At 60.2% G+C, this 13433-nt stretch carries 11 protein-coding genes and 1 tRNA gene; 5 read left to right on the top strand and 7 right to left on the bottom strand.

Annotated features, from left to right (window positions below; all coding sequences use genetic code 11):
- Nucleotides 1–33: 33 nt before the first annotated feature.
- Genes B149_RS0103720 through B149_RS0103705 form a run of 4 tightly spaced genes read left to right on the top strand, consistent with a single transcriptional unit; the run spans nt 34 to nt 3176 of the window.
- Nucleotides 34–231 (top strand): hypothetical protein, encoded by a 198-nt coding sequence (locus B149_RS0103720; RefSeq protein ID WP_040372158.1) that lies wholly within the window; start codon nt 34–36, stop codon nt 229–231.
- Nucleotides 232–246: 15 nt separating this feature from the next.
- Entirely contained in the window at nt 247–852 is a 606-nt protein-coding gene (locus B149_RS0103715) for a phosphatase PAP2 family protein (RefSeq protein ID WP_018123821.1), read from the top strand.
- Nucleotides 853–855: 3 nt separating this feature from the next.
- Entirely contained in the window at nt 856–2496 is a 1641-nt protein-coding gene (locus B149_RS0103710) for an ArnT family glycosyltransferase (protein WP_018123820.1), read from the top strand.
- 44 nt (nt 2497–2540) lie between these two features.
- Complete coding sequence (locus B149_RS0103705; RefSeq protein ID WP_169332899.1) at nt 2541–3176, top strand: BON domain-containing protein; 636 nt, start codon at nt 2541–2543, stop codon at nt 3174–3176.
- Nucleotides 3177–3253: 77 nt separating this feature from the next.
- On the opposite strand, the gene pheT is transcribed toward B149_RS0103705, so the two are convergent.
- The 7 genes from pheT to B149_RS0103670 form a co-directional block, all read right to left on the bottom strand.
- Nucleotides 3254–5650, bottom strand: coding sequence for a phenylalanine--tRNA ligase subunit beta (pheT, locus tag B149_RS0103700; RefSeq protein WP_018123818.1), 2397 nt, complete (start codon nt 5648–5650; stop codon nt 3254–3256).
- Between the two features lie 93 nt (nt 5651–5743).
- Nucleotides 5744–6799 (bottom strand): phenylalanine--tRNA ligase subunit alpha, encoded by a 1056-nt coding sequence (gene pheS / locus B149_RS0103695; protein ID WP_018123817.1) that lies wholly within the window; start codon nt 6797–6799, stop codon nt 5744–5746.
- Between the two features lie 2 nt (nt 6800–6801).
- Entirely contained in the window at nt 6802–7155 is a 354-nt protein-coding gene (gene rplT / locus B149_RS0103690) for a 50S ribosomal protein L20 (protein ID WP_018123816.1), read from the bottom strand.
- Nucleotides 7156–7227: 72 nt separating this feature from the next.
- A complete protein-coding gene (rpmI, locus tag B149_RS0103685; protein WP_018123815.1) occupies nt 7228–7425 on the bottom strand; it encodes a 50S ribosomal protein L35 in 198 nt (65 codons plus the stop codon).
- Nucleotides 7426–7476: 51 nt separating this feature from the next.
- Nucleotides 7477–8025: a translation initiation factor IF-3 gene (gene infC / locus B149_RS0103680; protein WP_083909142.1), complete on the bottom strand. Its 549-nt coding sequence runs from the start codon at nt 8023–8025 to the stop codon at nt 7477–7479.
- On the bottom strand, nt 8015–9946 hold the full coding sequence (gene thrS, locus B149_RS0103675; RefSeq protein WP_018123813.1) for a threonine--tRNA ligase: 1932 nt from the start codon (nt 9944–9946) through the stop codon (nt 8015–8017). Before thrS ends, infC begins: the two co-directional genes overlap by 11 nt.
- Nucleotides 9947–10021: 75 nt before the next feature.
- Nucleotides 10022–10096: transfer RNA gene (locus B149_RS0103670), tRNA-Val, on the bottom strand.
- Between the two features lie 156 nt (nt 10097–10252).
- Between B149_RS0103670 and B149_RS17750 the strand changes: the two genes are divergently transcribed.
- Nucleotides 10253–13426: a putative bifunctional diguanylate cyclase/phosphodiesterase gene (locus B149_RS17750; RefSeq protein WP_018123812.1), complete on the top strand. Its 3174-nt coding sequence runs from the start codon at nt 10253–10255 to the stop codon at nt 13424–13426.
- The last annotated feature ends 7 nt before the right edge of the window (nt 13427–13433 follow it).

The following is a 13433-nucleotide window of genomic DNA, read 5'->3' as shown; positions in this document are numbered from 1 at the left end:
ATTCCGGCCCGTTTCGTGAAATGGTCCCGACCCATGGACACTGGCAAACCCTATTTCGATGAAAACGGCGATCTCGTGATTCCTTTCGAGTGCGCCGAGCATGAGTACAAGTACTGGAAAAAGGAAGGCCGAGAACTGCACGACATCCTGCAGGAGCTCGGCGCTTCCCGCGAAGTCTGGGAACGCTACACTTGGGAAGCCTTTCCCGAAAACGAATCCGGCACCGAATAACCCCACGGACATTCAATGAATCGAGCACGCCCTCTCGTCGATTGGCTGCTGACCTCGCTGCCCCTTCTTGCCGCGCTCGCCGCCACGGTGACGCTGATAGGCACCGAAGCGGAAGTGGTCTCCTTCTTTTCCACCTTCCGGGCGGATCATCCCGAAATGACCCAGTTCATGAACTTCGTGACCGACTTCGGGAACCCGTTCTTCTACGTGGTGTTTCTGGCCATGCTCATTGTTGCATGGAGACGCGGCGACGCGAGAACGAAACGGTTCTTCTTCGTCTACATCATCGTGCAGCTGCTCATCGCGCTGATCACCGTTCGATTTCTCAAGATGACCATCGGCAGGCCGCGCCCCGGGGAAGGAATGTTCTTCGACCCGCTCACCAGCAGCGGCGCGAACCACTCACTGCCGTCCGGGCATACCACCGAGATCACCGGCGCTGCCGGGGCCCTTGCCCTGTTCTGCGGAAGACACTGGCTTAGCCTCGCCCTGGGCGTGGGGATCGCTCTGGTGGGATTCTCGCGCATCTATCTCGGCATGCACCACCCGTCCGACGTCTTTTTCGGCTGGCTGCTCGGCTCCGTGTCCATCGTCGCAATCTACACCTTTTCACGGAAATAAGGCATGAAAGAACTGACCGCACGCATCTGGAACGCCTGCGAACGCCATCCCTGGCTGGTCATGACCCTCACGGTCCTTGCCCAGACCTTTCATTCGCTCAACAACCGCGCCCTGTGGTTCTCCGACGAGGTCCGCTATGCTGACGCCTACCGCAACCTCGCGGTAAAGGGCGACTGGCTCGTGCTGGCGCTCAACGGCCAACCGTATCCCGACAAGCCACCGGTATATTTCTGGTTCCTTTGGGTCATCGACAAGCTCACCCCGGCGGACATGCCTACGGTGTTCTTCATCGGCTCGGCCCTGTCCGGTTTGCTTTTCGTATATGCAGGGTACCTGCTGGCGAGAACCATCGGCGCAGGACGCGGCACCAGCCTCGGCAGCGCACTGATTCTTCTCAGCTCACTGTTCCTGTGCGCGCTGTTCCACTATTCGCGCATGGACCTGCTGTTCGGGGCCTTCATTCTCGCCTCGCACGCCGCGTTCTTCAAGGCATACGCCACGGACCGGCCGGGGCTTTGGCCCGTGTGGGGCTTCCTGCTCGCGGGCGTGGCAACGCTCATTAAGGGGCCGCTCGGATTCCTGTTCCCGGTGCTGACCACGCTTGTCTTCCTGCTCTGGAACGGCAACCTGAAACGCTTCCTCCACCGCAACACGCTCATCGGATTCGGCGCCATGATCGGGATGCTGGCCCTGTGGCTGGGCGGCGTGGTCTGGGTCATGGGCGGTTTCGACTACCTTTTCGATCAGGTGCTGGGCAAGCACGTGCTCAAGCGCGCCACCAACACCTTCCATCACAAGGAAGGCTGGGAATACTACTTCATCGCCCTTCCGGCCGCATGGCTCCCGTGGACGCTGACGCTTGCCGGGGTCCCCTTCCGCAAACTGCTCAAGGAATCGTTCTGGACGAACATCTGGCAAGGACGCAAGCGCGCCGGGCATCTGACCTACAGCTGGATCATGGCCGTAAGCATCTTCGTGTTTCTCTCGTCGCTTTCCGGCAAGGTGCTGATCTACATCCTGCCCATGTTCCCGCCCTTGGCGATCATCACGGCGGACGCTCTTTCGCGCTGGTCGTCCGACAGAGTCCGGCGCGTCTGGCTGGCATCGGCCGGCCTGTTTGCCCTGCTCGGCGCAGCCCTGCTTTTCGGCGGCGACCTGTTCCCGCTCCCGACCCAGCTCAGGGGCGCGGGCATCGCCGGGAGCGTCCTGCTGGCGGCTGCCGGCGCGCTCTGGTATGTCGCGGACAGAGGCTGGAAACCGGGATTGTTGCTCATGCCGCTCGTGGTCACCCTCTGGCTGCTGCCCGTGGGGACCCTTATGGCCCCGTCGCTGGACAAAGCCCTCAGTCCCAAGCGGCAGGCGCTGATCCTCAAGGACTATGCCGAGCGCGGCTATGAGCCCATGGCTTACAAAATCTATTCGGGCATCTTCTCCTATTATTCCGAGCAAGAACTCTTCGAGTCCCACAACTGGGAGACGATTGAGGCGGAGCTGGAAGCCAATGACAAGGCCGCGCTCATCATTCGCGTGAAGCACTGGGAAGAGATCGACCCGAAACCGGAATTCCTTTTGCCTGTGGACAGGCAGATGATCTCCGGACAACGATATCTGCTGTTCCTCAAGGACAGCCCGGAAATGAACTGATCCTCATAACGCCATAACCGCTGTACGAGGTAGCGATGTCCGCCATGTCAAGACTGCTCGCCCTGCTGACCGTCTGCATCCTCACCGCCTGCGCCGCACCCGCGCTGCAAGTGGCCGGCATGGGAAAGACCGGGTACGACGTCGCGGTGCTGGTGGACGAGCACGCACCCAAGGGCCGCGTGGACTTCAACAGCAACTATGGCTGCATCGACGAAACGCTCCAACGGCGCATCCGCGAGCGGCTGCGCATGAACGGCTACCTCGGGCTGACGGTTCACGTCTACAACGCACACGGCTACCTGACCGGCCCGGCTCCGGACAGGGAATGGGCTGACAGCGCCATACGCATTGCCAGCTCCGTGCAGGGGCTGAAACGCCTCACCTGCCGTTTCTTCCCTCCATCGGAAAATACCATCCAGGACCGTGACCGCACGCGCCGCCTCCAGTCTGCACTGAAACGTATATCCTCGGCAGAAGGACAACGCGTTCACGGAAACGTGTTCGGGGGCACGGCCGTGGTGACCGGTCTGGTCAGGTCCGAAGAGGATAAACGCGCGGCACTCGGCAAGGCTCACGACATTGCCGGCATCACAGACGTGGTCGATTACGTCAGAGTGGCCATGCCGGATGATCCAGATCCCGAAGACAATGCATCCGACGCCGAGACAGTCGCCAAATAAACAAGCACGCACTTTCGCATAGGATAACAAAAGACCCCGCTTCGGCGGGGTCTTTTGTATTGATATGGATCGGAACCCTAGACGCTGACCGGAAGCTTCTCGACCAGTTCGTCCACGAGGCGTTTGTGCTGTTTGTCCACTTCCTTGTCCTTGAGGGTCTTGTTCGCGTGACGGTAGGTCAGGCGGAAGGACAGGTTGCGGCGATCTTCGCCCTCGGGGATGAATTCGGCCACAAGTTCCACGGATTCCAGCAGCGGCAGCTTCATCTCGTTGATGGTGTCCACCACAGTGCCCGCATTGAGGTCCATGGGACAGACGAGGGTCACGTCGCGACGGCTCGGCGGGAACTTGGGCAGTTCGTTGAACTTGATGACGTGCTCGTCGCGAAGCTCACGCAGCGCCTGAGCATCGACGTCCGCCAGCCAGACGTCCTTGCGTGCATGGTAGAAGTCCGCGATGTCGTCCTTGACGCGGCCCATGAATCCAACGGAACGATCGCACACGCGCACGTCCACGCAAGGTTCGAGGTAGGCGTGATTCTCAACGAGGGAGAAGCAGCAGGCGGGCAGCTTGAAATGGTTGTCCAGCAGGTGCTCCACATGTCCCTTGAGATCGAGGTAATCCGCGTCCTCTGCGGGCCACGGCCATTCATTGGCGTGACGGGCGCCGTACAGCAGGATGCCGAGGCGCAGATTCTCTCGCGTCTGCGTGTCGGATTCGCTGTCGGCAGTGAACTTGCGGGCCACCTCGAATACGCGGATGTGCGTATTGCCCTGCGCCAGGTTGTGCTTGAGCGTGTTCAGCAACCCCGGAGCGAGGTCCGAACGCATGACGTTCTGATCCTCGGAGAGCGGGTTGGCGATGGGCACGCGGCCTTCCTCGGGCAGGTTCAGGCGGTCGAGATCTTCGCCGCCAACAAAGCTGTAGTTGATGGCTTCATTCAGCCCCACGCCCATGCCCCAGTACTTCAGGCCCTTGACGAAACCGTATTCCGTCTCGGCGGTGACGGTGCCTTCAAGGCTCTTGGCCACGCGCGGCAGCTTGGCCTCAATGCGGTCCAGCCCGTAGACACGGCCGACCTCTTCGTACAGATCCACCTCGCGTTCAAGGTCCAGGCGATGGGATGGCGTGTCCACCTTCCAATTCGCGGAATCGGAGTCGTCCACCTTGCAGCCTTCAAGGGTGAAGACCTTCTTGGCGAAATCCTGATCAAGATCCAGCCCGAGCAGGGACATGCACTTGTCGTGACGGTATCCGAGGGTACGGTCCTGCCACGGTTTGGGCTCGTTCTTTGCCACACCGGACATGACGGTCCCGCCTGCCACTTCGGACATAAGCTGCGCCGCGCGGTTCATGGCGAACGAGTTCATGACCTGATCCACGCCGCGTTCGAAACGATAGGACGCGTCACTGGGCAGGGCCAGCCTGCGGGCTGTCTTGCGGATGGTGCCGGGGCGGAAGACCGCGGATTCGAGCAGCACGTTGGTGCTGTCATTTTGCATCTCGGAGTTGAGCCCGCCCATGACGCCCGCGAGCGCCACCGGCTTCTTGCCGTCCCAGATGAGCAGGTCGCTGGAGAGCAGCTTGCGCTCCTGACCGTCGAGGGTGGTGAAGCGCATGCCGTCTTCGGCCGGCGCCACGCGGATGGTGGCGTCCTCTATGCGGTTCAGATCAAAGGCGTGCAGAGGCTGGCCCAGTTCGAAAAGAATGTAGTTGGTCACGTCCACGATGTTGCCGATGGGACGCTGTCCCACGGAGAACAGGCGGAAACGCATCCAGTCCGGGGACTTGCCCACAGTGACGTTATTGAGCACACGCGCCTGATAGAGGGGGCAGAGCTCGGGGTCGTCGATAAGGATTTTGACCTCGTCAGCCGCATTGCCGCCGGCTTCCTTAAGATCCAGCTTGGGCATGGTCAGCGGCAGGTCGAACGCCAGCGCGGTTTCACGGGCAAATCCGAGGATGGAGAGGCAGTCGGCGCGGTTGGGCGTGATGTCGAAGTCGAGGACGGTGCGCTCAAGGTTGAGTTCGTCCACGAGCTTGGCGCCGACTTTGAGGTTCTCCGGCAGCACCCAGATGCCTTCGTGATCGTCGGAAAGCCCGAGCTCCCGCTCGGAGCAGATCATGCCGAACGACTTGACGCCGCGCAGCTTGGCCTTCTTGATCTTGAGGCCGTCGGGCAGGGTGGTGCCGACCTTGGCGACGGGAACGAGCTGTCCCTTGCCCACGTTGGGGGCGCCGCAGACGATGTCCACGGTCTCGTCGCCGAGATCCACCGTGCAGACCGAGAGTTTGTCGGCCTCGGGGTGCTTTGCGCACTCCACCACATGGCCGACAACTATATCCTTGATCGACTCGAACGGGTCCTCGATGGAATCCAGTTCGAGACCGAGCATGGTCAGGCGATCACCCAACTCCTGAGCCTCGCCCTCGAAGGGCACGAACTCACGCAACCAATTGAAACTGACAAGCATAGCTACACCGTAGAGCCTTGAAATATTGCAAAAATGAAAGCGCGGCCCGGACGCCCGGGTGGGCAGGACCGGGCCGCGACTGATAGTCTCTCGCTAGGCGAACTGTTCCAGGAACCGGACGTCGTTCTCGAAGAACATGCGCAGGTCGCCGATGCCGTATTTCAGCATGGCCACGCGTTCGATTCCCAGCCCGAAGGCGAATCCCGTGAATTCCTCGGGATCGTAGCCCACGGATTTGAAGACGTTGGGGTCAACCATGCCGCAGCCGAGAATCTCGACCCAGCCGGTGCCCTTGCAGACGCGACAGGTGCTGCCGTCCTTGTTGCTTCCCTTGCCGCCGCACATGACGCAGGAGATGTCCACCTCGGCGCTGGGTTCGGTGAAGGGGAAGAAGCTGGGACGGAAACGCACCTCGGTCCCGGTGCCGAACAGCTGCCGCACAAAGGCGGTCAGCGTGCCGCGCAGGTCGGACATGCTCACGCCGCGATCCACGAGGAGTCCCTCAATCTGGTGGAACATGGGAGTGTGGGTCAGGTCCGAGTCGCGGCGATACACCTTGCCCGGGGCGATGACGGCCACGGGAGGCTTTCTGCCAAGCATGCTGCGCACCTGCATGGGCGAGGTGTGCGTGCGGAGAACAATGCTCTCAGACACGTACAGGGTGTCCTGCATGTCGCGCGCGGGGTGCTCGGGCGGAATGTTCAGCGCCTCGAAATTATGCCAGTCGTTCTCGACTTCCGGGCCACTTGCGTGCTCGAAGCCGAGTCCGGTGAGGATGTCGCAGATCTCGTCCATGACCAACGTCACGGGGTGAAGCGAACCGGCCCAGGGCTTGCGTCCGGGCATGGAAGGGTCGAAGCGCTTGAGCTTTTCCGCGGCTTCGGCGGCCTGCAGTTCGGCCTGCCACTGCTCCAGCATTCCGGCGATGCGCTCCTTGACCTCGTTGGCCTTGCGGCCAGCCTCGGGCTTGAGGTCGTTGGAGAGTTTGCCGAGCACGCCCATGTTGGCGGCCAGCTTGCCCTTGCGGCCGAGGTATTCGACGCGCAGTTCTTCCAGTTCCTTCAACGAACAAGCCTGACCCTTGCGTGCTTCGCACTCGAGGGCCAGGCTTTCGAGACCTTCGACAAAGGTCTTCAGATCTTCATTCACGGTTAGCCAACCTGTGCTTTGGCGGCCTCGGCGATCTTCGCGAACGCTTCTTTGTCGCGAACGGCCATGTCGGCCAGGACTTTACGGTTCAGCTCGATTCCGGCCTTGGAAAGGCCATTCATGAAACGGCTGTAGGAAAGGCCGTGCAGACGCGCGGCAGCGTTGATGCGCATGATCCACAGTTTGCGGAACTCGCGCTTTTTACGCTTGCGGTCGCGGTAGGCGTTGGTAAGGGCCTTTTCAACACGCTCGCGCGCGGTGCGGTACAGGCGGGAGCCTGCGCCACGGTAGCCCTTGGCCATCTTCAGATATTTCTTGTGCCGCTTGTGTGCGGGCACTCCGCGTTTCACTCTCATTTGGATACCTCCATCGCTTAGTACCCTCCGGGTCGGGAGCAGCTCCCCCCGGCAGGGCGGATACGGTGCCTGCTAGCCGTTGGGCAGCTGGCGGCGTACGGCCTTTTCGTTGGTCTTGTCCACGGTGGTGGACTGGCCGAGGCGACGACGCCTCTTCGCATTCTTTTTGGTAAGAATGTGCCTCAGGTTCTTGCGGCGACGCTTGAACTTGCCACTGCCGGTCTGGCTGAACCGTTTGGCGGCGGCGCGTCTGGTTTTGATCTTGGGCATTATGATCCTCCTGTATGTTAACCGGACCGAGCGAGCCCCGAATATCTTCGCCTAGCGCTTCACCGGCGCGAGCATCATGGTCATGGTACGACCTTCGCTCGTCGGCTTGCTTTCAACCTTGGCGATATCCTCGGTGTCCTGCTGCACTCTTTCCAGCACCATGAGGCCGCGGTCCTTATGGACGATTTCGCGACCCCGGAAAAATATGGTCACTTTGCAGCGGTCTCCACCCTCAAGGAACTTGCGGATGTGCTTGAGCTTCGTATTGTAGTCGTGGTCGTCGGTCTTGGGACGAAACTTGACTTCCTTGATCTGGATGACGCTCTGGTTCTTCTTGGCTTCCTGCAGACGTTTCTTCTGCTGGTAGAGGAACTTCCCGTAATCCATGAACTTACAGACCGGCGGGTCTGCATTGGGAGCCACTTCCACAAGATCGAGCCCGCGTTCCTTGGCCTGAGCCAAAGCGGTACGGGTTTCCAACACCCCGAGCTGCGTTCCCTTTTCATCAATAACCATGATTTTGGGAATCCGAATACGCTCATTGCGCCGGGGGCCTTCATCTCTCCTGCCGCGACCGCGGTCATTACGCTTAAAAGCTATAGCTCATCCCTCCATTTTTGAATGGTTCCTCAGATGCGTCCTTGATGAGAGCAGCCGCTTCCTCAAGCGAAAGCAGCCCGGGGTCATCGCCGCCCCTCATGCGAACATTGACGCATCCGGCTTCAACTTCCTTGTCCCCAATGACAAACATGTACGGGATCTTCTCGAGTTGAGCCTCGCGAACCTTGTAACCAAGCTTCTCATTCCGAAGATCCGCTTCGATGCGGATGCCTTTTTCCCGGAAGAATTGCAAGACTTTTTCCGCAAATTCCTTCTGATCGTCGGTAACGTTCAGTATCTTGGCCTGCACAGGAGCAAACCAGACCGGGAACGCTCCGGCATAATGTTCGATCAGAATCCCCAGGAATCGCTCCACCGACCCCATGATGGCACGGTGAACCATGACGGGGCGATGCTTTTCGCCGTCGTCCCCGATGTATGTCAGGTCGAAACGCTCGGGCAGGGTGAAGTCCACCTGAATGGTGGAACACTGCCATTCGCGTCCAAGGCAGTCGGTAACTTTCACATCGATCTTGGGACCGTAGAAAGCACCGTCGCCTTCGTTGATTTCGTACGGAAGCCCGACGGCCTCCATGGCTTCCTTGAGCGCGTCGATGGCGCGGTTCCAGTCCTCGTCCGAACCAATGGACTTCTCGGGACGGGTGCTGATTTCCATGGAGTAGGAGAAACCGAACAGGCCCATGAGGTCCTGAACCCATTTGATGACGCCCTTGATTTCGTCCTGAAGCTGGTCGGGACGGCACAGAATGTGTGCGTCATCCTGTGTGAAGGAGCGCACGCGAAGCAGGCCGTGCAACACACCGGACTTCTCGTGGCGGTGCACCACGCCCAGCTCGAAATAACGCTGCGGCAGATCGCGGTAGCTCATGAGCTTGCGATTGTAGATGAGCATGTGCGCGAGGCAGTTCATTGGCTTGACACCGTAAGCCTGCTCGTCGATCTCCGTGAAATACATATTTTCACGGTAGTTCTCGTAGTGGCCAGAAGTCTCCCAGAGCTCGCGCTTGAGGATCTGCGGTCCACGCACCAGCTCGTAGCCGCGCTTGATCTGTTCCTTGGTCACGAAATCTTCGAGGATGGTCCGGACCAGCGCTCCCTTGGGGTGCCAGTAGACCATGCCCGCGCCGCCGGCTTCCTGAAAGCTGAACAGGTCCAGCTGGGTGCCGAGCTTGCGGTGGTCGCGCTTCTTGGCTTCCTCAAGCTGGTGCAGGTACTTCTTGAGCTCCTTGGGGTTGCCCCAGGCGGTGCCGTAGATGCGCTGCAACTGCTTGTTGTTCTCGTCGCCGCGCCAATAGGCGCCCGCCACGCTGAGCAGCTTGAAGGCCTTGAGCATACCGGTGCGCGGCACGTGCGGACCGCGGCACAGGTCGGTGAATTCACCGTGCTGATATATGGAATAGTTGTCCTCGCCCAGCTCGTCGATGAGTTCGAGCTTGTAGTCCTCGCCCTGCTCCTTGAACTCCGAGCGGGCCTGCTCGGCCGGAACGACACGACAGGAAAACTCCTGATCCGAGCCAACGGAGCGCTGCATCTCTTTCTCGATGGCTTCCAGGTCTTCCGGGGTGAACGGACGCTCGTAGTCAAAGTCGTAGTAAAAGCCGTTGTCCACAGCGGGACCGATGGTCACTTTGGCGGTGGGGAACAGCTTCTTCACGGCCTCGGCCATGAGGTGGGCGGTGGAATGGCGGATGACATCCAGCCCTTCGGGAGAGTCGGCGGTCACCGGCTCAAGGGTGGTGCAGTCGGTGGGCACGGTAGTGGAAAGGTCCAGCAGGGTTTCGCCGCACCTTGCCACGACGACGTTCTTGAACTGCTTCTTGGAAAGGCTCTCTTTCAGAACCTCGCCGCAAGAAGCGCCCTCTGCGACTTCCACCGGCTTGCCGGCCACTTCGATCTGCATGGCAGTCCTCCTCCCGAGGCGTTTTGATACACATAAAAAAATAAGAGGGAGGCGTGGCCTCCCTCTTTGATTTTCTGGTAGGCACGAGCAGATTTGAACTGCTGACCCCTTGCGTGTCAAGCAAGTGCTCTCCCCCTGAGCTACGCGCCTTCGTCGTTGACGAGGACGAATTTCTATACAGCACCCCTTCGATTGTCAAGCAGGAATTTTACCTTTTTTCATTTTTCCTTACCAAAGGGCGCAACCATGCGCCATCATTCAAAGCAACCGCTGGACAGCCCGCGTGCCATGAGGCAGAGTTCCCCAATGGCAATTTCGATCAGAGGGCCCCGCAAGCCCACCACCCTTTCCACTCCACGTCGTCTGGCCCTTGCGGCTCTGATCTTCATGCTGCCAATCGTGGTCCTTTCGGTGTTCATGGAACTCAACTTCCGCCACGACGTGAATATCGCCCGGTCCGAACTCGCCGGCACCGACGCGATCCGGGAGACCCTGCAAACCCTCGGCATCACCCAGCGGCTTCTGACATTGCACGGACGCGCCAAACGCGGAGACACCGAGGCTACCCGCGAGATTCCTCCGCTTCAGATGGAGGTCCAGCATCACATCGACCAACTGGAAAACAAACTCTCCGCACCCATTTTCACCTCGTTCCGCAATTCTTCAGGCTGCCCTGCGACAACAGACATCCGCAGTGCATGGCAGAATTACATCCACAACAGTCCCGACGGGCTGGATGGCGTCATCAAAGAACTATTGGCACTTTTCGAGAAGGCGGCGAACTGCAGCCGCCTTAACCTCGACCCCGCGCTGGACAGCGCCATGCTCGCATGGGCCACCATCCCGACACTGCCCCACAACACGGCCTTTGCCGGAAAGGTGGAGTATCTTGCTCACAGAGCCATGGCAGGGGCCAAGGTTTCCCTTTCCCGCTCGCTGCTCGATGAGAGCCTGCTGTTGCGCACGGCTCGCACTCAGGATCTGCAAAGGCGCTCCAGAGCCGCCATTGAGGCCGACCCGCTCTATTACGGGAAAAGCGTTTCCTTGAGCGGTATTTATGCAGAGCAGCTCGCGGAATATCAGAGACAGGTTGAACTCCTCACGTTCGAGCTTGAACGCTGGCAACAGGGCGATCCCGTCTGGGACACTCTGGCCAGGCAGGCGCGCGAGGTCCGTCGAGGCAGCGTCCAGCTACTCTCGCGGGCCATGGATGAAATGGACCGCCTCATTCAAAAACGCATCGAATCCTATCAGCGCTGGCGATTCGCCGGGGCCGGTCTGAGCGCCCTCGCGACCCTGTTCGCCCTGGCTTTTCTCGCCAGAACCGCCAGAGGCATCACCATGGGCATTCGTCACGCAGTTGACTACACCCACCGCGTTGCAGGCGGCGATTACGATGCCCAGCCCGACTACAGCCCCATGGGCCCGGGGATGCGCCGTCTTACCTCTGACGCGGTCAAGATGGTCACGGAACTCAAGCACAAGATCGGGCACCTGAACGGCATTCTTGAAGCCATTTCCGTCCCATGCCTCGCCGTGGATACGGATGAGCGCCTGACCTATGTAAACCGCGCCTATCTGGACCTGTATGAACGCGAGGGCGACCCCGACGATTACTTCGGCATGCATCTGGCCGAGTTCTTTTACGGGGACCCTGCCAAAAGCACCATCGCCGGTCGGGCCATGGTCGAAGACCGCCCTTTCCAGAACCTGCATCTGGATACGGTTTCGGCCCGCGGAAATCGCGTCTTCGTGCGATACGACGTTTCCCCCCTGCATGCGCTCGACGGAGAGACCATCGGTGCTTTCGCCGTGGTCGTGGACCTGACGGAAATTCGCGAACAGCAGCAGGAGATATCCCGGCTGGCCGCCTTCCCGCGCGAATCCCCTGAACCGGTCATCTCCGTGGGCCCCGAGGCGGAAGTGGTGTACGCCAACCCCACCGCTCAGGACTTGACCCGTGAAATCGGCGGCGACATCAATCGCTTGCTGCCCGAAAATCATCGGGACATGGTCGCACGCTGCATCCGCACCGGCGAGAACCGCATAGGCGTTGAAAGCACTGCCGGAGACCGCATCCTTTCATGGACGTACCATCCGCTCCCCGAACAGAATACGGTGCACATCTATGCCTCGGACATCACGCAGCGCAAGCAGGCTGAAGACCAGCTGCTGCACGACGCCTTCCACGACAGCCTGACCGGCCTGCCCAACAAGGCCCTGTTCATTGACCGCGTGGGGCAGACCATGCGCCGTGCACGCAAGAACGGACAGCCGTTTGCCGTGCTTTTCCTGGACGTGGATAATTTCAAGGCGGTCAACGACTCTCTCGGCCACGCCGCGGGCGACTCCATGCTCATGGCCTTTGCATGGCGAGTTGGACAGATCATCCGCCCGGAAGACACCCTCGCCCGTCTTGGCGGAGATGAATTCACGCTGCTGCTTCCGACGCTCCAGTCGGCGGAGGAATCCCTGTCCATTGCCGAGGAAATCCGCGACGCCCTCACGGACCCGTTCGACGTGGACGGGCAGGAAATTTTTCTCACCGCCAGCATCGGCATCGTTACCGGACCGGGGTCATTCTCTTCCGCGGGCGAACTGCTGCGCGACGCCGAAACCGCCATGTACCGCGCCAAGGCGCGCGGCCGCGCCCGGTCAGTTGTTTTTGATGAAGACATGCACCGCGACGCCTCCGAACGGCTCAAGCTGGAAACCGATCTCACCAAAGCCGTGGAGAACGGGGAATTCGTCCCCTACTACCAGCCGATCATCGACCTGCGATCCGGTCGCGTGCACGGCTTCGAGGCGCTCATCCGCTGGGAGCACCCCACCGACGGACTCGTCCCGCCGGGCGCATTCATTCCCCTCGCCGAGGAGACCGGGCTCATCGTGCCCATGGGCGAATTCATGCTCGAAGCATCCGCGCGGCAGCTTCGCATCTGGCAGGAACGCTATCCCGCGTTCAACAACCTTTCCATGAGCGTGAACCTCTCCGTGGAGCAGATGAAGACCGAGGGCATTGTCACGCGCCTCAGTGACATCATTGATCGTTCCGGGATCCGGCCGGAGCTCATCAAGATCGAAGTCACGGAAAGCGGCATCATGGAAAACATGGACTACGCGCTGGCCGTCCTGAAAGAATTCGAGAACCGCGCGTTCCACCTTTCCATCGACGACTTCGGCACGGGCTACTCCTCACTCTCGCATCTACACCGCTTCCCTTTCCATTTCCTGAAGATCGACCAGTCGTTTGTCGGGGATATGGAGCAGAAACGCGAGAACATGGAAATCGTGCGAACCATCGTGTCGCTGGCACACAGCCTCGGCAAGAGCGTCATCGCAGAAGGTGTCGAGGAAGAGTCGCAGCTCAATGTGCTCAAGGCGCTGGGCTGCGAATACGGACAGGGATACTACTTCTCCAAGCCCCTGCCCCACGCCGAGGCCGAAGCGCTGCTCAGCGAAGCTCCCGTCTGGAAATAGCCATGCA

It is taken from the genome of Desulfovibrio oxyclinae DSM 11498 (assembly GCF_000375485.1).
Lineage (GTDB): Bacteria > Desulfobacterota > Desulfovibrionia > Desulfovibrionales > Desulfovibrionaceae > Pseudodesulfovibrio > Pseudodesulfovibrio oxyclinae.
Note: the sequence above shows the minus strand (reverse complement) of the source record. Positions and strands in the feature narration are given on the sequence as shown.